Genomic DNA, 18,801 nt, shown 5'->3' on the forward strand with positions numbered 1-18,801 from the left:
GCCTCCCAATCATGTCAACTCGACCATTCTAGATGCAAAACGACAAGCCCGCAGCGACCATGCCGGAAACTACGTACGCGCGGTTCGCCGGTTTCGGGTGCGGTCATCCGTAAATTTTGCTAGCATTCGAAAGTTTTCCGAAAAGCCACAGGCAACGTACCCGTGGCGTCCACCACTTATCGCATGGCCACTGATAAAGAACTCAACGACTTCCTCGAGAGTGTCGAGCGGCGCGCCTTCAAGCAGGCGGCGTACGCGGTCCGCAAGGACGAGGCAGCGCTCGACATCGTTCAGGACGCCATGATCAAGCTTGCGGAGAAGTACGGCGACAAGCCCCTGGCCGAATTGCCGATGCTTTTCCAGCGCATCCTGCAGAACACGATCCTCGATTACTTCCGCCGCGAAAAGGTCCGGAACACCTGGGTCAGCCTCTTCGGAGGCCTCGGCCGCCGGGACGACGACGACGAGGAGTTTGATATACTTGCCTCTTACGAAGCCGAGGAAGGGACGGCCGCCGCCGAGTCGAGCGCGGACCAGGTCGAACGGGCGGAAACCCTGCGTTTGATCGAGGAAGAGGTACAAAAGCTACCGGCGCGTCAACGGGAAGCGTTCCTCATGCGTTACTGGCAGGACATGGACGTGGCCGAGACGGCCGAAGCGATGGGATGCTCCGAGGGCAGTGTAAAAACACATTGTTCTCGCGCTACGCATACCCTGCAGAAAGCCCTGGAGGCCAAGGGAATTAAATTATGAACACCGACGACATCAACCTGGCGTACAAGATCCGCCATGCCCTGAACGACAACCTCGACAAGCTGCCGGCGTCGACGACCGACCGCCTGGCGGCTGCGCGCGCGCAGGCGCTCGCTCGCAAGAAGGCCGACGCGCCGGCCCGCGGTAAGCAGGCGCGCCAGCGTGCCGCGTTCGATGTCGGCTCGCTGTTCTCGATGCAATGGGTGGCGCGCGCCGCCGTCGTCGCCCCGCTGCTGGCGATGGTCGCCGGCATGGTCGGCGTGTACCAGTACGAACGCGAGCAGCGCGTGGCCGAACTGGCCGAGCTGGATGCGGCCGTGCTGTCCGACGACCTGCCCCTGACCGCCTACACCGACCACGGATTCAACGCCTACCTGGCACAACAGCAGCAGGCACAGCAACAGCCGCAGCGAGCCCAGTAAAGGATGGCGGCTAACAAGCTCAAAGTTGCCGGCGCCGTCGCTGCCGTCGTGCTCGTTGGCGCGACCATACTGACCATCAACGAGCAAAACGCGTCCCATCCCGCCGCGTCGACGCACGCAGCGGCCGTGGGCGCCGCGCCCGCCACGCATCCCGAACCGTCGCGCGCCACGGGCAACCGCAAGAGCGGCGACAAGCCGCTGTGGCGCAGCCTCACGCCCGCCCAGCAGGTGGCCCTGCAGCCGCTGCAAGGCGAATGGGATTCGATGGACGGCGTACGCAAGCAGAAGTGGCTGCAGCTCGCCAACCGCTTCGCCGCGATGAAACCGGAAGAACAGGACCGCGTGCATGAACGCATGCGCGAATGGGCCAAGCTGACGCCCGAGCAGCGCGAACTGGCGCGCGAAACCTATACGCGCACCCGCAAGATCGCCCCCGAGCAAAAGAACGCCACATGGGAAAGCTACCAGCAGCTGCCGGAAGAGCAGAAGAAAAAGCTGGCCGCCTCCGCCACCGCCCGCAAGACGCCGCGCGTCGTGCCGTCGCAGGCCAGCGGCAAGGTCGTTGCGCCGCTGGGCCAGGGTGCGACGTCGTGCCCGGCCGGCACGGTCAAGAACACGGTGTCCGCGGCCCCGCCCTGCGTGCCGCCAACCCAGCCCGCCACGCCCGCGCCACCGCCGGTGCAGCCGCCCGCTGCGCCGCAACCCGCACCGGAGCCGGAAAAGCAGGTGCCGGCCAACTGGGGCATCTCGCCCAACAACGCCTGAGACCCACATGTCCGATACCGCCGGCACCACGCCCAGCATCAAGCGCCGCCTGATCGCGATGGTCTACGAGACCTTCCTGCTGCTGGCCGTGGACATGCTGGCGGTGGCGCTGTATCTGCTCGTCACGCGCAACAACCACGCGCCCGTATTCCAGTTCGGCCTGAAGGTCTGGCTGTTCGTCGTCACCGGCGGCTATTTCGTCTGGGGCTGGACCAACAGCGGCCACACTCTCGCCATGAAGACGTGGCGCATGCAGGTCGTGACGAATGCCGGCGCGCGCCTGCCGCTGACGACGGCCGTCGTGCGCTACCTGCTGGCCTGGGGCTGGTTCCTGCCCGCCCTCCTCGCCTGCACGGCGCTGGGCCTGAAGGACAAGAGCCAGGTCGGCGTCGCCATCGCCGTCGGCATCGCCGGCTGGAGCCTGACGACCCTGTTCGACCGCGACCGCCAGTTCCTGCACGACCGCCTCGCGGGCACGCGCGTCGTCGCGCTGCCGAAGAAGACGGCGGCGCCCGCCGCCGCGCCGGCCGAAGCCTCCTGACTCAGCGCTGCGCCAGCAGCTTGCGGATCGTCGCCTCGGTCTGCGCGTAATCCCCTTCGCCGAAGTGCGTGTACACGACGTCGCCCTTTTTATCGACGAGATAGAACGCGGGCCAGAACTGGTTGTTGTACGCGGTCCAGGTCGCGTACCGGTTGTCCTGCGCGACCGGGAACGTGATGGCGTTGCGCTGCACGGCCGTTTTGAGGTTGTTCAGGTTGCGCTCGAAGCCGTATTCCGGGGTGTGCACGCCCACGACGACGAGGCCCTGGTCCTTGTACTTGTCGTGCCAGCCTTTCACGTACGGCAGCACGTGCTGGCAGTTGATGCAGTCGTATGTCCAGAAATCCACCAGGACGACCTTGCCGCGCAACTGCTGCATCGACAGGGGCGCGCTGTTGATCCAGTTGTCGATGCCCGCGAACTCCGGTGCGGGGGCGGCATGCGCACTGGCGGCGGCGAACGTGACGACGGCGGCGGCGAGGGAACGGATGGCGTTGTGCATGATGAACTCCTTACAGGGTGGGGAAAATGGACGGGACGTGGGCAGCGATCTGCGTGTCGACCTGGAACCAGATCGCGGCCGCGCTGGCCAGCACGAGCACACCGAACGCGCGCTGCAGCGCAACGGCGTGGCGGGCGACGCCGCGCACGCGCTGCACGATCGCCTGGCCACCGTGGATCAGTGCCAGCATCGGCAGCGCGGCGCCCAGCGCGTACAGGCCGACGAGCCGTACGGCGCGCGCCGGGTCGTGCGCCTGCACGACGAGGGCGAGGATGGAGGCCAGCACGGGGCCCGCGCACGGCGTCCACACGGCGCCCAGCGACAGGCCCAGCACGAAGGCGCCGCTCTGCCTGGGCACTGCGTCGGCACGCCCGCCGCGCACGCTGGCCCACACCAGGCGGACGCGCTCGACGAGCAGGTCCCACGGACGCGGCCAGATGCGCAGCAGGCCCGATACGCCGAGCAGCACGATGGCGAGATTGCGCAGCGTCTCCTGCGCGAGCTGCGCGGCGCTCGACACGGCGCCCAGCGCCAGCGCGAACGCGGAGAACGACAGCACGAAGCCGGCCACGATCAGCAGCGGCCGGCGGCGGTTCGATTGTTCGACGCTGGCGCCGAGCAGGAACGGCAGCACGGGCAGCACGCACGGGGACGCCACCGTGGCCAGGCCGGCCAGCAGCGCGAGCGGGGATTCGATCGGGTTCGTCATGGAAGGCTCCTGAATTCGTGAGCCTCCATTGGACGCCCGCCATGTGTGCGCGATGTGTCCGCAACGCCCCGTTTTGTCAGGCCATGTGTCCCGTGCCGCCCTCGACACATTCGGACATAATGACGCCGGTGCGCCGCGCTACAGTAGGCCCCGCAACCATCCGAGGAGTGAGCATGAACGATAACGACCACGTGCTGGTCGTCGACGACGACCGCGGCATCCGCGAACTGGTCGGCGCCTACCTGGAAAAGCAGGGCCTGCGCGTCACGTTGGCCGCCAACGGCCGCGAGATGAAGAACGCGCTGCTGCAGGCGCCGCCCGACCTGATCCTGCTCGACATCATGATGCCCGGCGACGACGGCCTCATGTTGTGCCGCGAACTACGGGCGGGCAAACACCGCGCGATTCCCATCGTGATGCTGACGGCGCGCGACGACGAAACCGACCGCGTCGTCGGCCTGGAGCTGGGCGCGGACGACTACGTGCCGAAGCCGTTCGCCGTGCGCGAGCTGCTGGCGCGCATCCGCGCCGTGCTGCGCCGCACGCGCATGATGCCGCCGAACCTGCAAGTGACGGAGGCCGCGAAACTGATCGCGTTCGGCGACTGGCGCCTCGACACCGTCGGGCGCCACCTGCTCGACGCAGACGGCGTCGAAGTCGCGATGAGCGGCGCGGAGTACCGCCTGCTGCGCGTCTTCCTCGACCATCCGCAGCGCGTGCTGTCGCGCGACCAGCTGCTGGGCCTCACGCACGGCAACGACGCGGAATTCTTCGACCGCTCGATCGACCTGCTCGTGAGCCGCCTGCGCCAGCGCCTGGGCGACGGCGCGCGCGAGCCCCGCTACATCAAGACCTTGCGCAACGAAGGTTATGTGTTCTCGGCCGAGGTGACGATCCTGGAGGGCCGGACGGCATGAACACGCGGTGGGCCATCCCCTGGCCGCGCAGCCTGTACGCGCGCCTCGCGCTGATCCTGTTCGCCGGGCTCGCGCTGGCACAGGGCCTGTCCGTCGCGCTCACGTTCACGGAACGCGACCAGGCGACGACGCAACTGATGATGGGTTATGTGGAGCGCGAGGTGGCGAGCTCCGTCGCCCTGCTCGACCTGCTGCCGGCGGCCGAGCGGCCCGCGTGGCTGCCGCGGCTCGCGCGCCGCAGCTACCGTTTCATCCTCGGCCCGGGCGAGACGATCGGCGCGATGCCGGACGAGAAGCTGTCGGCGCAGATCGCCGCTTCGATCGCGCAAGGCATCGGGCGCAGCTATCCGCTCACCGTGAACGGCCTCGGAAACAGCGGGCGCATGCAGGTCCACCTGCGCCTCACGGACGGCTCGCCGTTGACCATCGACGTCGTGCCGATGCGCGGCGTGCCGCTGTCGCCGTGGCTGCCGTACATGCTCGCGACGCAGCTGGCGATCCTCGCCGCGTGCTGCTGGCTCGCCGTGCGCCAGGCCGTGCGCCCGCTGCGCACCCTGGCCGAAGCGGCCGATGCGCTGGGTCCCGACCTGCGGCCCGTCGAGCTGCCGGAACGGGGGCCATCGGAAGTCCTGCGTTCGGCGCGCGCGTTCAACGCCATGCAGCGCCGCATCGCCGCGTACGTCGACGAGCGCGTGCGCATCCTCGCCGCCATCTCGCACGATTTGCAGACACCGATCACGCGCATGCGCCTGCGCGTGGACCTGATGGACGACGAAGCGCAGCAGCCGCGCTTGCGCGCGGACCTCGAGGAATTGCAGGGCCTCGTCAAGGACGGCATCGGCTATGCGCGCGCCATGCACGGCGAACGGGAGCCGGCGCGCGCCATCGACCTCGACGCGCAGCTCGACAGCCTCGTGCTGGACTACCGCGACGCGGGCAGTGCCGTCACGCTGGAGGGCCGCATCGGCGCGCCCGTGCAGACGCGCCCGAAAGCGTTGCGCCGCATCGTCGGCAACCTCGTCGACAATGCGCTGCGCTACGGCGGCGGCGCGTCCATCGTCGTTGGCCGCGACAGCCAAGGCGCGGTGCTCGTGCGCGTGCTGGACGACGGTCCCGGCATCCCCGCCGAGCAGCTGGAAGCCGTGTTCGAACCGTTCTTCCGGCTCGAGGGGTCGCGCAACCGCGACACGGGCGGCACGGGCCTCGGGCTCGCCATCGCGCGCCAGCTCGCGGGGAGTCTCGGCGGGACGCTCACGTTGCACAACCGGCCGGAGGGTGGATTGGAAGCACGCCTCACGCTCCCGTAAACGTCGATGCTCGCGGCTCTCGTAGGGTGGACGGCAGAGCCGTCCACCCTACCCGTCACCGCAACGTGGCCTGCGCGTTGTCGGCAAACGCCGGGATATCGGCCAGCCGCCGCGCGATCGCCTCCACGTGCGGCCAGCGCGCCAGCGGCAAGTCCACGCGCCCCGCGTTCAGCGCCTGCGGGAACAGGAACACGTCCGCGAGGCCCGGCGTATCGCCCGCACAGAAACGGCTGGGCACGACGGCGTGACGCCGCGCCAGCAGCGCTTCCAGCGCGTCGATGCCCTCTGCCGTCCAATGCCGGCGCCACGCGGGCGCCGTCGTCTCGTCGGATCCCGGCAGGCTCGCCAGATGGTTCACGACGCGCGGCGTCACGATCGCATGCGTCTCGGCCAGCACGGCCAGCACGAAGGCACGCACCCACGCCCGCGTCGCGGCGTCGGACGGCAGCAGCGGCGACTGTGGATAGACTTCGTCCAGGTACTCGACGATGGCCAGCGATTGCGTCAGCAGCACGCCGTCGTCCGTCAGCAGCGCCGGGACGAGGCCTTGCGGATTCACGTCCAGGTAGGCCGGCCGGCGGTTCTCCGCGCCGCTGCCCACGATCTCGACGGGGATGCGCTCGACGGCGATGCCTTTCAGCGCGAGGGTGATGCGCACGCGCGCGGCGGCGGACGAGATGGCGGCGTCGTACAGTTTCATCGGTGGCTCCTCGAATTGGTTATCGAAATAATGATTATTAAAGAAATCGTGTAGCAAAGTCTAGCAGCGCTTCCCGTCGTTTTCAAGTACGATAACGGTTATCACGATAACTTTTTCGACGCCATGGCAACCGACAACACCACCCGCGCCAAGGCCGCCCGCATGGCGGACTTCATGTGCTTCGCGATCTACTCCACGAACCTCGCGTATTCGCGCGTCTACAAGCCCGTGCTGGATGCGCTGGGCCTCACCTACCCGCAATACCTGGCCATCATCGCCCTGTGGGAAGAAGACCACCAGACCGTGAAGAGCCTCAGCGAAAAGCTGTTCCTGGAGCCGAGCACCGTCACCCCGATGCTCAAGCGGCTGGAAGCGATGGGCTACCTCCGCCGCGAACGCGACAAGGAAGACGAGCGCAACGTGCGGATCTCCCTCACGGATGCCGGCCGCGCACTGCGCGAGAAGGGCCTCGGATTCGGCAAGCAGACGGTCGCCGCATCGGGCCTGAGTCCAGAGGAATTCCCCGCGCTGCAGAAAGCGATCGTGCGCCTGCGCGACAACCTGATCGAGGCGGCAGGCAAGGCGCAAGACTGACCGTTCACACTTCCGCGACGGGCGTCCCGTGCGCCTTCAGCGCGGCCATGACGAAATCGACCGTCGCGCCGAGTTGCGCCGCGCCGGCACCCGCCTTCGCGCTGATGCGCATGCCGCGGATCGCCGTGTGGATGAAGTGGGCGGCCGTGGCGGGATCAACGCCGGCGGCCAGTTCGCCCGCGCGCCGCGCACGCGCGAGAGCGTCGGCGAAGATCGTTTCCGTGACCCGTTGCGAACGCTCGATGAGCGCCCGCACGTCGGCGTCGGCCTGGCCGAATTCCGCCACCGCGTTGACGCTGAGGCAGCCGCGCGCGCGCAGGGCCGCGTCGGCACCCGCGACCTGGCGCAGGAACGCTTCCAGTGCCGCCAGCGGCGAGGCCCCGGCCGCGAGCCGGCGCCGCAACTCCGCGCCGCCCGTGTCCGTGTAATGCGCGAGCGCGGCGAGGTAGAGCTGCTTCTTGTCGCCGAACGTGTCGTACATGCTCTGGCGGCCGATGCCCATCGCACGCAACAAATCGTCCGTGGACGTCGCCTCGTACCCCTGCTCCCAGAACACCTTCACCGCCGCATCGAGCGCCGCGGCCGGGTCGAATACCTTTGTTCTTGCCATCGTTTTTAATCTTGACTGATCTATCCAGAATGGCAGTATAATCAAAAACTCCGCGATCGGCCACGCCGGTCTTTTTTTTCACAATTTTGGACCAATCAGTCCAGAAAGGCTCGTATGAACTCCCTCACCGGAAAGGTCGCATTCGTCACCGGCGGTTCGCGCGGCATCGGCGCCGCCATCGTCCGTCGCCTCGCGGCCGACGGCGCCACCGTCGCGTTCACGTACGTCAGCGCCTACGACCGCGCATTGCAACTGGCGGCCGAGATCGACGCGGCGGGCGGCCGCGCCCTGCCGCTGCGCGCGGACAGCGCCGACGCGCAGGCGCTGCAGCACGCCATCGCGGACGTGGCCACGCAGTTCGGCCGCCTCGACATCCTCGTCAACAGCGCGGGCATCCTCGTGCACAAGGACCTCGATGCGACGACGCTGGACGACTACGACCACATCGCCGCCGTCAACGTGCGCGCCCTGTTCATCGCAACGCAGGCGGCCGTGCCGCACATGGGAGAAGGCGGACGCATCGTCAACATCGGCAGCATGGTGGCGGACCGCGCCGGTGGTCCGGGCGTCGCCCTGTACGCGATGAGCAAGGCGGCCGTCGCAGGCCTCACGCGCGGGCTCGCGCGCGACCTCGGGCCGCGCGGCATCACGGTGAACAACGTGCAGCCGGGACCGACGGAGACGGAGATCGTCGCGGACGAATCCGTGCGCGCGTACCTGCGCGCGCAGATCCCGGTCGGGCGGATGGGGCAGGATGCCGAGATCGCAGGGCTGGTGGCCTACCTCGTGGGCACCGAGGCGGGATATGTCAACGGCGCGTCGTTGACGATCGACGGGGGCTTCGTGGCCTGAACGGGGCCGATGGCGACCACGTTGGCCATGTGTTGCGCGTTGATGATGCGCGGCGCGGCGTACCGGGCCGCTTCGGCAATCAGAAGCGTTCGGTCTCGTGCAGATAACGCCAGCGCCCAGACGGCAGCTGGCCCAGCGCGATGCGCCCGATGCGCAGCCGGCGCAGCGACTTGACGGTCAAGCCGACTTCCGCGCACATGGCGGCCACCTGCCCCGGCCGGATGTCCTTGCCGGCCAGGCGCAGGCGCGCCTCGCTTTGCCAGCTGGCCTTCAGCGGCACGGTCGCCCTGCCCTGCACGCGCATGCCTGCGTTCAGGCGCGCCAGGCCATCCTCTAGAATGGCGCCCGTCACCTCGGCCACGTATTCCTGTTCGATCCGCGCGCCGTCGTCGACCAGCTTGCGCGTCACGCGCCAGTCCTGGCTCAGCACGAGCAAGCCGCTCGCTTCCGGTTCCAGCGGCGTGACGACAGTCAGGCGCGCCAAGTGCCGGCGCAGGAAGCGCGTGTCGCCGCCTGACGCCAGCGTCTCCGGTGCGATCAGCGCCAGCGCGCCGGCCGCATCGACGCCGGCCGGCTTGTGCAGCAAGATCGTCACGGGCGCGGGCTCCACGGGCTGTGCGCCCGGCAGCAGCGCCACCGGTTGCTCAGGCGTCACGCGCGTGGCCGGGTCTTCGACGACGGCGCCGTCGACCGTCACCCAGCCGCCCGCAACATAGCGCTCGGCTTCGGCGCGCGAGCACGGCACGATCTCGGCCACGCGCTTGGCCAGACGGATGCCTTCCTCAGTCAAGGGCTGCGTCATTGCAAAGTCCAGTAACGGAAGAAGGATTCGAATGCGGCGATGGTCGTCCGCACGTCGGCGCTCGTGACGTCCAGGTGCGTCACGAGACGCGTGTGCGGCGCGATCGATGCGCGGATGCCCTGGCGCGCCAGCGCGTCCGCCAGCGGCGCGCACGCGGCTTGCGGGATCTCGACGTAGAAGATGTTCGTTTGCGGCGTCGTTACTGTCAGTGCTTCGATGCGCGCGAGGCCCGCGGATAGGTCGGCCGCGTTCTGGTGGTCGTCCGCGAGGCGCGCGACGTTATGCTCCAGCGCGTAATGCGCAGCGGCCGCGATGACGCCGGCCTGGCGCATGCCGCCGCCCAGCATCTTGCGCCAGCGCTTGCCCTGCTCGACGAAGGCCTTCGGCCCCAGCAGCACGGAACCTACGGGTGCGCCGAGACCTTTCGACAGGCACACGGACACGGTGTCGAACCCGGTCGCCGCGTCGCGCAAGCTGATGCCCTGCTTGACCGCCGCATTGCAGATCCGGGCGCCGTCCAGGTGCGTGGCGAGGCCTTTCGCATGCGCGAAGTCCGTCGCGGCCTTCACGTAGGCCTGCGGCAGTACGCGTCCGCCGATCGTGTTTTCCAGCGCCAGCACGCGCGTGCGCGCGAAGTGCATGTCGTCCGGCTTGATGTACGCGGCGATGTCGGTGATGGCGATGCTGCCGTCTGGCTGGTTCGCGATGGGCTGCGGCTGGATCGAGCCCAGCACCGCTGCGCCGCCGCCTTCGTACTTGTACGTGTGCGCTTCCTGGCCGACGAGGTATTCGTCGCCACGGCCGCAATGCGTCATCAGCGCGATGAGGTTCGTCTGCGTGCCGGTCGGCGCGAACAGACCCGCTTCGAAGCCGAACAGCTCGGCCGCGAAATCCTGCAGGCGGTTGACTGTGGGGTCGTCGCCATAGACGTCGTCGCCGACGGGCGCCGCCGCCATCGCGGCGCGCATCGCGGCGGACGGCTGGGTGACGGTGTCGCTGCGCAGGTCGATCCAGCGGTCGTGGTGGTCGCTCATGTCGGTGTCAAACAGTCGATGGTTCGGTGTAGAAGCGCGAGGAGAGTTCTTCGAGGCCCACTTCGGCCAGCACCTGCTGCAGGCGCTCGGCCGGCCGGCGGCGCGGCAGGTTTTTATACGTCGCGACGATCAGCTCGTTCTTCATCGAGTGCTCCCAGCCCACCAGTTCCGTGACGGTGACCTGGTAACCGTGCGCCTCCAGCTGCAGGCAGCGCAGCACGTTCGTGATCTGGCTGCCGAATTCGCGCGTGTGGATCGGATGGCGCCAGATCTCCGTGAGCGCGCTGCGGCCCAGATCACGGCTCTTATTCTTGCGCAGCACGGACGCGACTTCGGCCTGGCAGCACGGCACCAGCACGATGTGCTTCGCGTGCTTCTTCAGCGCGAAGTCGATGGCGTCGTCCGTCGCCGTGTTGCAGGCGTGCAGGGCCGTCACCACGTCGATCGTCGCGGGCAGCTTGTCGGATTCCGTCGACTCCGCGACGGACAGGTTCAGGAACGACATGCCGGGGAAGCCCAGCCGCGCGGCCAGTTCCGTCGATTTCTGCACGAGTTCTTCGCGGGTCTCGATGCCGTAGATGTGGCCTGCGTTCTCTCGCCCCTTGAAGAACAGGTCGTACAGGATGAAACCCAGGTAGGACTTGCCGGCGCCGTGGTCAACAACCGTGGCGCTCTCCCCAACGTCCTTGAGCAGCGGCTCGATGAACTGCACGAGGTGGTAGACCTGCTTCAGCTTGCGCCGGCTGTCCTGGTTCAGCTTCCCGTCGCGCGTGAGGATATGCAGTTCCTTCAGCAGTTCGATCGACTGGCCCGGCTTGATTTCCGGGGCCTGTTCGTAGATCGTCGGGACTTCCTTTTTACTTTGCTTCATCGATCCATGCCGCCTGTATGGCTTCCAGAACGCGTTCGCCGCCGCGCGTGCGGTCGTCGTCGAAGCCGTCTAGCGCGACGACCCAGTTATGCAGGTCGACGAAGCGCACGGTGGCCGGATCGACGTCCGGGTAGGTTTCGTACAAGGCCTCGGCGATGGCCGTGACATCGGTCCACTTCATGGAATCCTCCGTCGTGATCAATGGTTCTCGGCTGCGTGGTTGATCGTGTACTTCGGGATCTCGACGACGAGGTCTTCGTCGGCGATGATCGCCTGGCAGGACAGGCGCGAGTTCGGCTCGAGGCCCCAGGCCTTGTCGAGCATGTCCTCTTCCTTTTCCTCCTGCTCGTTCAGCGAATCGAAGCCTTCGCGCACGATCACGTGGCACGTCGTGCACGCGCACACGCGGTCGCAGGCGTGCTCGATCTCGATGTCGTTCTCGAGCAGCGTGTCGCAGATCGACTTGCCGCTCTGGCCTTCGAGCACGGCGCCTTCGGGGCAGAAGACGGGATGGGGGAGGATGACGATTTGTGGCACTTCTTGACCTCTTCGATTGTTTATACCTGATCCAGCGCCTTGCCGGCCAACACCTTGCGCACGCTCTTGTCCATGCGCCGCGCGGCGAATTCCTCGGTGCCGTGCGCCAGCGCCTGCACGGCCTCGTGCAATGCGTTCTGGCGCGCGGCCGCGTCGACGTCCGTATCGTTCGACCGCATCATCGCGTCGCGCACCGCGTGCACCAGCTGCGCGACCGCGTTCTGCTCTTCATCGTTCAGCAGGTCGGCGTCCGTGTCGAGCGCGGACTGCGTCGCGAGCAGGATGCGCTCGGCCTCGACCTGTTCTTCGCGCAGCGCGCGCGCGACCATGTCCGTTTGCGCCGAGTTGTACGAATCCTGCAGCATGCGCGCGACCTCGTCGTCGCCGAGACCGTACGACGGCTTCACGGTGATCGCCGCTTCCACGCCAGAGCGCGTCTCGCGCGCGGACACGGACAGCAGCCCGTCCGCATCGACCTGGTACGTGACGCGGATACGCGCCGCGCCGGCCGCCATCGGCGGAATGCCGCGCAGCTCGAAGCGCGCCAGCGAACGGCAGTCGGACACGAGCTCGCGCTCGCCCTGCACGACGTGCACCGCGAGCGCCGTCTGGCCGTCCTTGAACGTCGTGAACTCCTGCGCGCGGGCGCACGGGATCGTCGAGTTGCGCGGAATGATTTTCTCGACGAGGCCACCCATCGTCTCGATACCGAGCGACAGCGGGATCACGTCCAGCAGCAGCCAGTCGTCTCCGGCCGCGCGATTGCCCGCGAGGAGGTTCGCCTGGATGGCCGCGCCCAGCGCCACGACCTTGTCCGGGTCGATGTTCGCGTGCGGGATCGTTTTGAAAAAGTCGCCGACGGCGCGACGGATGTGCGGCATGCGCGTTGCGCCGCCGACGAGCACGACGCCATCGACGTCCTCGACGGACACGTTCGCGTCGCGCATCGCCTTGCGCACGGCGTTCATCGTCTTCGCGACGAGCGGCTGCGTGATCTCGGCAAAGGTCTTCGCGGTGACGGTCACCTGCACGACCTCGCCCGATTTCAAGATCGCCTCGACGCTCGTCTCTTCGTTCGTCGACAGCAGTTCCTTGGCCTGGCGCGACTTGACCATCAACGTCGCGGTGTCGACTTCGGACAGCGGCGCGAGGCCGGCCTGCTGCGTGATGTAGCAGAACAGGCGCTGGTCGAAGTCGTCGCCGCCGAGCGCGGAATCGCCGCCCGTGGACAGCACTTCGAACACGCCCTTCGACAGCTTGAGGATCGAGATGTCGAACGTGCCGCCGCCCAGGTCATACACGGCGAACACGCCTTCCTTGCCGTGGTCGAGGCCATACGCGATGGCGGCCGCCGTCGGCTCGGACAGCAGGCGCAGCACGTTCAGGCCGGCCAGTTGCGCGGCGTCCTTCGTGGCCTGGCGCTGCGCGTCGTCGAAGTACGCGGGCACCGTGATGACGGCGCCGACCAGCTCGTCGCCCAACGCGTCTTCCGCCGTCTGGCGCAACGTCGCGAGGATCTGCGCGGAGACTTCGACCGGGGACTTCACGCCGGCCACGGTCTTCACTTGCACCATACCCGGAGCATCGACGAAATCGTACGGCAGGTTCTCGGCGTGCGCGATGTCCTTCAGGCCGCGGCCCATGAAGCGCTTGACGGAGACGATGGTGTTCTTCGGATCGGTGGTGCGGGCCGCCATGGCCTTGTAGCCGATGTTGGCGTGGCCGTTCGGGAGGTAGCGCACGATCGATGGCAGCAGCGAGCGGCCGTCCTCGTCGGTCAGCACTTCAGGGATCGAGTGACGCACGGTCGCGACGAGGGAATTGGTGGTGCCCAGGTCGATGCCCACCGCCAGCCGGTGCTGGTGCGGCGCGGTCGACATGCCGGGTTCGGAGATCTGCAGTAGTGCCATGGTCGTGTTACCTGGTTTTATTATTGGATACGTTCGCAATGCGTAGGGTGGACGGCTCTGCCGTCCACGCGGTGATTGTTGGCGGCAGCCGGGACATGCACGAGAGCGGAGCCGTTACGTATCACCGCGTGGACGGGGAACCCGTCCACCCTACGACTCCAATGCCTCGAACGCGTAATGCAACTCGTCGCCAAATTTATCGAGGAACATCAGCGCCCGCACGCCCTGCGCGGCCTGCGGGTAGTCGCCCGCGTCGAGCAGCTTGCCGACCTGTTTCAGGCGCTGCTTGCGCTCGCCGCGAATGCGCGCATCGAGCTCGTCGAGCGCGCCCGCGTCCTTCGCGGCGCGGGCGTCGGACAGCGCTTCGCGCAGCTCCATCTGCTCCATCAGGAAGTCCATCGGCATCGCCGTGTTCGATTCCGTCTGCAGGTCGACGCCGTTCAACTCGCACAGGTAGCGCGCGCGCAGCATCGGATTCTTCAGCGTCTGGTAGGCCTCGTTGGCGCGCGTGGCCCATTGCATCGCGACGCGTTTTTCGGCGTCGGTCGCGTTCACGAAGCGGTCGGGATGGACGCGGCCCTGGACTTCGCGATAAGCGGCATCCAGCGCGTCCATGTCGACGTCGAACCTGGCCGGCAGCTGGAACAGCTCGAAGTGGTTTTGCACGTTCCGGTGCTCCCGGTCAGACGCGGAAGCTTTCGCCGCAACCGCAATTGTCCTTGACGTTCGGGTTGTTGAAGCGGAAACCTTCGTTCAGGCCTTCGCGGGCGAAATCGAGCTCGGTGCCGTCGATGTACGGCAGGCTCTTGGGATCGACGAACACTTTCACGCCGTGCGATTCGAACACGGTGTCTTCCGCGGCCGCCTCGTCGACGTATTCCAGCTTGTAGGCCAGGCCGGAGCAGCCGGTCGTGCGCACGCCGAAACGCAGGCCCACGCCCTTGCCCCGGCGCTCGAGGTAACGGTTGATGTGCTTTGCGGCTTTTTCGGTGAGGGTCACAGCCATTTCATATCTCCAGCGTTCTTACGGATTACTCGATACATCTTAAGGGCCTCGAAAACCGTCGCGAGCGGCAGCAGGTTCGGTCGAGAAGCGCAGCTGTACGAACAGTACAGCGAGCATCGCAGACCGAACCTGCAACGCGCAGTAGGTTTGCGAGTCCCTTACGCGGCTTTTTCTTCGGCGCCGTGCTTCTGCTTGTAATCGGCGACAGCCGCCTTGATGGCGTCTTCAGCGAGGATCGAGCAGTGGATCTTCACCGGCGGCAGCGCCAGTTCTTCGGCGATCTGCGTGTTCTTGATGGACAGCGCTTCGTCCAGCGACTTGCCCTTGACCCATTCGGTCACGAGCGAGCTCGATGCGATCGCCGAGCCGCAGCCGTAGGTCTTGAATTTCGCGTCTTCGATGACGCCCGCTTCGTTGACCTTGATCTGCAGCTTCATCACGTCGCCGCAGGCCGGCGCGCCGACCATGCCGGTGCCGACGTCGTCGGCGTTCTTGTCGAACGAGCCGACGTTGCGCGGGTTTTCGTAGTGGTCGAGGACCTTGTCGGAATATGCCATGGTAGTGCTCCTTGATGTTCTGTTCGGTGAATTAGTGGGCAGCCCACTGGATCGAGTTCAGGTCGATGCCGTCCTTGTGCATTTCCCACAGCGGCGACAGTTCGCGCAGCTTGCCGACCTTTTCCTTCAACAGCTTGATGGCGAAGTCGATGTCCTCTTCCGTCGTGAAACGACCGATGGTGAAGCGGATCGAGCTGTGTGCCAGTTCGTCGCTGCGGCCCAGGGCGCGCAGCACGTACGACGGCTCCAGGCTCGCGGACGTGCAGGCCGAACCGGACGACACGGCGATGTCCTTGATGGCCATGATCAGCGATTCGCCTTCGACGAAGTTGAACGACACGTTCAGGTTGTGCGGCACGCGGTGTTCCATGTCGCCGTTGATGTACACCTCTTCGATCTCCAGCAGGCCCTTGGCCAGGCGGTCGCGCAGCGCCTTGATGCGCGCGAGTTCCGTCGTCATCTCTTCCTTGGCGATGCGGAAGGCTTCGCCCATGCCGACGATCTGGTGCGGTGCCAAGGTGCCCGAACGCAGGCCGCGCTCGTGGCCGCCGCCGTGCATCTGTGCTTCCAGGCGCACGCGCGGCTTGCGGCGCACGTACAGCGCGCCGATGCCTTTCGGACCATAGGTCTTGTGCGCGGAGAAGCTCATCAGGTCGACCTTCAGCTCTTCCAGGTTGATCTCGACCTTGCCCGTGGCTTGCGCCGCGTCGCTGTGGAAGATGATGCCCTTCTTGCGGCACAGTTCGCCGATTTCCTTGATCGGCTGGACCACGCCGATCTCGTTATTCACGAACATCACGGAGACGAGGATCGTGTCCGGACGGATCGCCGCTTCCAGCTGCTCCAGCGAGATCAGGCCGTTGTCCTGCGGCTCCAGGTAGGTCGCCTCGAAGCCCTGGCGTTCCAGTTCGCGCACGGTGTCGAGCACGGCCTTGTGCTCCGTCTTGACCGTGATGATGTGCTTGCCCTTGCTCTTGTAGAACTGCGCCGCGCCCTTCAGTGCGAGGTTGTTCGATTCCGTCGCGCCCGACGTCCAGATGATCTCGCGCGGATCGGCGCCGACGAGATCGGCAACCTGCGCGCGCGCTTCCTCGACGGCCGCTTCGGCGCTCCAGCCGTAGGCGTGGCTGCGCGATGCCGGATTGCCGAACTGCTCGCGCAGGAACGGAATCATCTTGTCGGCGACGCGCGGGTCGATCGGCGTCGTGGCCGAATAATCCATGTAGATCGGGAAATGCGGCGCAGTCGCGAAGCTCTGCTCGATTTTTTGGTCCAAGGGCGCGTTCATCAGTTCACTCCAATATGCTTAGCTTCAGTATTGTCCGACGGCGCGTGGCGGTGCATCACCACGACGTTCTGTTCTTTTTGCTTCTGCTGGTCGACGAGGTCCTGCAGGGTGACGGAATCGAGGAAGTCGACCATCTTCGCATTCAGCGTCGCCCACAGCTCATGGGTCATGCAGCGGGTGCCGCTGGCGGCATCGGCGCCATGGCAGTTTTCCTTGCCGCCGCACTGCGTCGCATCGATCGGCTCGTCGACGGCGATGATGATGTCGGCGACGGTCACCTTGTCGGCAGTGCGCGCCAGGCTGTAGCCGCCGCCGGGGCCGCGCACCGACTCGACGATCTCGTGCCGGCGCAGCTTGCCGAACAGCTGCTCCAGATAGGACAGCGAAATGGCCTGGCGCTGGCTGATGCCCGACAGCGTGACAGGACCGTTGCCCTGGCGCAGGGCAAGATCGATCATCGCGGTAACAGCAAAACGGCCTTTGGTGGTCAGACGCATCACAACCCCGGTTGTTGTCCAGACAGTGGTAAAATCTTGCTTCTCTTCAATCGACCGGCGTTTTCATCTGCCCTCCGGCCATTCACAAAAGCCGGATTAGTTGATCGATTTAGTCAAGTATAGCGTATTTCGCCATCCTTTGCTTGGCGCCCCCATTTTTAGCCGCGGTGCAGCAAACGCATCGGCCCGAACAGTTTCTGCATGCCTTCGTGGCGGATGAACGACAGGTTGTACGGGTGTTCGGCGTGGATCTGCGGGAAGCCGGCCGTCTCCGGCACCTTGTTCAACTGTTCGGCGATCTTGCCCCACAACACCAGCGTCGGCTTGTCAGCCCTCGCCGCCAATGCGGCGAACACGGCGCGCTGGAACGGCACCCATGCGCGCGCTTCCTGTACCGGCGGCACATGCTTGCGGAACACGAGGGCCGCGTTCAACAGCAGGAACCCGTGGCCGAGCAGATTGTCCTGCAGCTCGGCCAGCGTCAGGATCGAGCCGTCGCCTTGCGCCGCCTTCGCGACGGGGGCCAGCGCCGCGCCACCCGTGTCGTCCGGGCTCAGCCGGCCCTCGGCCACGAGCAGCATCTTCATGAAGTTGCGCAGCGACGTGGCGCGGTTGACGGCCTTCGACAGCCCCGTGTCCGACCACAGCGGTCCGACGGCCCCGTCCATGAAGCACACCCCGGTCGCGCTCTCCTCGCGCGGATACGGCCCCTCGCCCACGAGCACGTAGCGCACGTGATCGAACTGCAGCGCGAACGCGGCAAACAGGCGCCCGCTGGTCGGCAGATAGTGATCGTCCGCAAGCTGCGGCAGGTAGTCCGGCGTCGCGCGCATCATCGCGTCGAGACCGTTCATGAGATGGGGACGCCAGGAAGGATCGGCACGGTCCAGGGCGGCGGCGATGGGCGCGGGAATGGTCATGGTGTCGGTGCGAGTCGAAAGGGGCAGATTGTAGCCGAGCCGTGTTCGCACAAGGCCTTTATGTACGGGCCGTTCCGCGAGTCAACGTAGCGTCCGACCTGCGTGGATTCGTGCATCATGCAACGCCGTGTGAACGCAGCGAAGGAGGTTCAAATGCAGACCATTCAAGATGTGATGACCCGCGACGTGCAAAGCATTTCGCCGCAGGAAACCGTGCAGCGCGCCGCGCAGATGATGGATGAGCTGAACGTGGGTTCGATCCCCGTGCTCGACGGCCACAGGCTCGTCGGCATGATCACCGACCGCGACATCACGGTCCGCTCGACGGCGGCGGGCCAGGCACCGGGCCAGACGCGCGTGGGCGACGTGATGAGCACCGACGTGCGCACGTGCGCGCCGAACCAGACAGTGGATGAAGTGCTGGGCCAGATGGGCGACGTGCAGATCCGCCGCGTGCCCGTCGTCGACGAGGCTTCGCATGAAGTGGTCGGCATCGTGTCGCTGGGCGACATGGCGGCCAAGCACTCGGCCGGCGTCGACCATACGCTGGAAGAGATCTCGACACCGGCCGTGCCCGACCGCTCGAGTACCGGGTCGCAGACGCGGCACTGACGCCAGCCGCCGCCGACGCGTCGATGCACGCGCGGCAGCGGCGTTCGCGCGTTGCGGCGCCGGCCGGCGCCGTGGATCACGCGGCGGCGGGTCGC

25 protein-coding genes are annotated in these 18,801 nt (G+C 66.6%); 9 read left to right on the forward strand and 16 right to left on the reverse strand.

All coding sequences use genetic code 11. From position 1 onward, the window contains the following. Nucleotides 1–183: 183 nt before the first annotated feature. The 4 genes from NX784_RS08735 to NX784_RS08750 are packed head-to-tail and all read left to right on the forward strand — an operon-like array spanning nucleotide 184 to nucleotide 2,481. Nucleotides 184–753, forward strand: a complete 570-nt coding sequence (locus NX784_RS08735) for an RNA polymerase sigma factor (RefSeq protein ID WP_258816490.1) — start codon at nucleotides 184–186, stop codon at nucleotides 751–753. Then, entirely contained in the window at nucleotides 750–1,175 is a 426-nt protein-coding gene (locus NX784_RS08740; protein WP_258816268.1) for a DUF3619 family protein, read from the forward strand. The genes NX784_RS08735 and NX784_RS08740 overlap by 4 nt, the downstream gene beginning before the upstream one ends. Before the next feature lie 3 nt (nucleotides 1,176–1,178). Then, nucleotides 1,179–1,940, forward strand: coding sequence for a DUF3106 domain-containing protein (locus NX784_RS08745; RefSeq protein WP_258816269.1), 762 nt, complete (start codon nucleotides 1,179–1,181; stop codon nucleotides 1,938–1,940). A 7-nt stretch (nucleotides 1,941–1,947) separates the two neighbouring features. After that, a complete protein-coding gene (locus NX784_RS08750) occupies nucleotides 1,948–2,481 on the forward strand; it encodes an RDD family protein (protein ID WP_258816270.1) in 534 nt (177 codons plus the stop codon). Nucleotide 2,482: 1 nt separating this feature from the next. Here NX784_RS08750 and NX784_RS08755 read toward each other — a convergent pair whose 3' ends face one another. Beyond that, nucleotides 2,483–2,983, reverse strand: a complete 501-nt coding sequence (locus tag NX784_RS08755; protein WP_258816271.1) for a thioredoxin family protein — start codon at nucleotides 2,981–2,983, stop codon at nucleotides 2,483–2,485. 10 nt (nucleotides 2,984–2,993) lie between these two features. Beyond that, the gene (locus tag NX784_RS08760; RefSeq protein WP_258816272.1) at nucleotides 2,994–3,692 is read right to left on the reverse strand and encodes a cytochrome c biogenesis CcdA family protein; all 699 of its coding nucleotides are present in this window, start codon (nucleotides 3,690–3,692) and stop codon (nucleotides 2,994–2,996) included. A 173-nt stretch (nucleotides 3,693–3,865) separates the two neighbouring features. Between NX784_RS08760 and NX784_RS08765 the strand changes: the two genes are divergently transcribed. Together NX784_RS08765 and NX784_RS08770 are read left to right on the forward strand one after the other, a co-directional pair. Continuing rightward, nucleotides 3,866–4,609 (forward strand): response regulator, encoded by a 744-nt coding sequence (locus tag NX784_RS08765; RefSeq protein WP_258816273.1) that lies wholly within the window; start codon nucleotides 3,866–3,868, stop codon nucleotides 4,607–4,609. Continuing rightward, entirely contained in the window at nucleotides 4,606–5,916 is a 1,311-nt protein-coding gene (locus NX784_RS08770; RefSeq protein WP_258816274.1) for an ATP-binding protein, read from the forward strand. Before NX784_RS08765 ends, NX784_RS08770 begins: the two co-directional genes overlap by 4 nt. 55 nt (nucleotides 5,917–5,971) lie before the next feature. Here the strand turns inward: NX784_RS08770 and maiA are convergent, their stop codons facing one another. Further along, nucleotides 5,972–6,616, reverse strand: a complete 645-nt coding sequence (gene maiA / locus NX784_RS08775; protein WP_258816275.1) for a maleylacetoacetate isomerase — start codon at nucleotides 6,614–6,616, stop codon at nucleotides 5,972–5,974. 123 nt (nucleotides 6,617–6,739) lie between these two features. Here maiA and NX784_RS08780 point away from each other — a divergent pair, with 123 nt between their 5' ends. Continuing rightward, nucleotides 6,740–7,210 carry a MarR family winged helix-turn-helix transcriptional regulator gene (locus tag NX784_RS08780; protein WP_258816276.1) on the forward strand — a complete coding sequence of 157 codons (471 nt, stop codon included), beginning with the start codon at nucleotides 6,740–6,742 and terminating at the stop codon, nucleotides 7,208–7,210. Between the two features lie 4 nt (nucleotides 7,211–7,214). Here NX784_RS08780 and NX784_RS08785 read toward each other — a convergent pair whose 3' ends face one another. Then, nucleotides 7,215–7,820 (reverse strand): TetR/AcrR family transcriptional regulator, encoded by a 606-nt coding sequence (locus NX784_RS08785; RefSeq protein WP_258816277.1) that lies wholly within the window; start codon nucleotides 7,818–7,820, stop codon nucleotides 7,215–7,217. A gap of 114 nt (nucleotides 7,821–7,934) precedes the next feature. Here NX784_RS08785 and NX784_RS08790 point away from each other — a divergent pair, with 114 nt between their 5' ends. Then, on the forward strand, nucleotides 7,935–8,672 hold the full coding sequence (locus tag NX784_RS08790) for a 3-oxoacyl-ACP reductase family protein (protein ID WP_258816278.1): 738 nt from the start codon (nucleotides 7,935–7,937) through the stop codon (nucleotides 8,670–8,672). Between the two features lie 79 nt (nucleotides 8,673–8,751). Here NX784_RS08790 and NX784_RS08795 read toward each other — a convergent pair whose 3' ends face one another. The 12 genes from NX784_RS08795 to NX784_RS08850 form a co-directional block, all read right to left on the reverse strand. Continuing rightward, nucleotides 8,752–9,474, reverse strand: coding sequence for an RNA pseudouridine synthase (locus NX784_RS08795; RefSeq protein WP_258816279.1), 723 nt, complete (start codon nucleotides 9,472–9,474; stop codon nucleotides 8,752–8,754). Next, complete coding sequence (gene ltaE / locus NX784_RS08800) at nucleotides 9,471–10,508, reverse strand: low-specificity L-threonine aldolase (protein WP_258816280.1); 1,038 nt, start codon at nucleotides 10,506–10,508, stop codon at nucleotides 9,471–9,473. The genes NX784_RS08795 and ltaE overlap by 4 nt, the downstream gene beginning before the upstream one ends. Nucleotides 10,509–10,515: 7 nt before the next feature. Beyond that, nucleotides 10,516–11,379 carry a class I SAM-dependent methyltransferase gene (locus NX784_RS08805; RefSeq protein ID WP_258816281.1) on the reverse strand — a complete coding sequence of 288 codons (864 nt, stop codon included), beginning with the start codon at nucleotides 11,377–11,379 and terminating at the stop codon, nucleotides 10,516–10,518. Beyond that, nucleotides 11,366–11,560 (reverse strand): Fe-S cluster assembly protein IscX, encoded by a 195-nt coding sequence (iscX, locus tag NX784_RS08810; protein ID WP_166858901.1) that lies wholly within the window; start codon nucleotides 11,558–11,560, stop codon nucleotides 11,366–11,368. Before iscX ends, NX784_RS08805 begins: the two co-directional genes overlap by 14 nt. Nucleotides 11,561–11,577: 17 nt before the next feature. After that, nucleotides 11,578–11,916 (reverse strand): ISC system 2Fe-2S type ferredoxin, encoded by a 339-nt coding sequence (gene fdx / locus NX784_RS08815; protein ID WP_166858900.1) that lies wholly within the window; start codon nucleotides 11,914–11,916, stop codon nucleotides 11,578–11,580. 20 nt (nucleotides 11,917–11,936) lie between these two features. Next, nucleotides 11,937–13,826, reverse strand: a complete 1,890-nt coding sequence (gene hscA / locus NX784_RS08820; protein ID WP_258816282.1) for a Fe-S protein assembly chaperone HscA — start codon at nucleotides 13,824–13,826, stop codon at nucleotides 11,937–11,939. A gap of 150 nt (nucleotides 13,827–13,976) precedes the next feature. Next, nucleotides 13,977–14,492 (reverse strand): Fe-S protein assembly co-chaperone HscB, encoded by a 516-nt coding sequence (hscB, locus tag NX784_RS08825; RefSeq protein ID WP_258816283.1) that lies wholly within the window; start codon nucleotides 14,490–14,492, stop codon nucleotides 13,977–13,979. Nucleotides 14,493–14,508: 16 nt separating this feature from the next. Next, nucleotides 14,509–14,832, reverse strand: a complete 324-nt coding sequence (gene iscA, locus NX784_RS08830; protein WP_091665522.1) for an iron-sulfur cluster assembly protein IscA — start codon at nucleotides 14,830–14,832, stop codon at nucleotides 14,509–14,511. 158 nt (nucleotides 14,833–14,990) lie between these two features. Then, on the reverse strand, nucleotides 14,991–15,389 hold the full coding sequence (iscU, locus tag NX784_RS08835) for a Fe-S cluster assembly scaffold IscU (RefSeq protein ID WP_075792495.1): 399 nt from the start codon (nucleotides 15,387–15,389) through the stop codon (nucleotides 14,991–14,993). Nucleotides 15,390–15,420: 31 nt separating this feature from the next. Next, complete coding sequence (locus tag NX784_RS08840) at nucleotides 15,421–16,677, reverse strand: IscS subfamily cysteine desulfurase (RefSeq protein WP_258816284.1); 1,257 nt, start codon at nucleotides 16,675–16,677, stop codon at nucleotides 15,421–15,423. Continuing rightward, complete coding sequence (gene iscR, locus NX784_RS08845) at nucleotides 16,677–17,174, reverse strand: Fe-S cluster assembly transcriptional regulator IscR (RefSeq protein ID WP_258816285.1); 498 nt, start codon at nucleotides 17,172–17,174, stop codon at nucleotides 16,677–16,679. The genes NX784_RS08840 and iscR overlap by 1 nt, the downstream gene beginning before the upstream one ends. A gap of 158 nt (nucleotides 17,175–17,332) precedes the next feature. Continuing rightward, the gene (locus NX784_RS08850; RefSeq protein ID WP_258816286.1) at nucleotides 17,333–18,094 is read right to left on the reverse strand and encodes a uracil-DNA glycosylase family protein; all 762 of its coding nucleotides are present in this window, start codon (nucleotides 18,092–18,094) and stop codon (nucleotides 17,333–17,335) included. 153 nt (nucleotides 18,095–18,247) lie between these two features. Here NX784_RS08850 and NX784_RS08855 point away from each other — a divergent pair, with 153 nt between their 5' ends. Next, nucleotides 18,248–18,706, forward strand: coding sequence for a CBS domain-containing protein (locus NX784_RS08855; RefSeq protein ID WP_258816287.1), 459 nt, complete (start codon nucleotides 18,248–18,250; stop codon nucleotides 18,704–18,706). Nucleotides 18,707–18,801: the final 95 nt, after the last annotated feature.

It is taken from the genome of Massilia pinisoli (assembly GCF_024753285.1).
GTDB classification, from domain to species: Bacteria; Pseudomonadota; Gammaproteobacteria; order Burkholderiales; family Burkholderiaceae_D; genus Telluria; species Telluria pinisoli.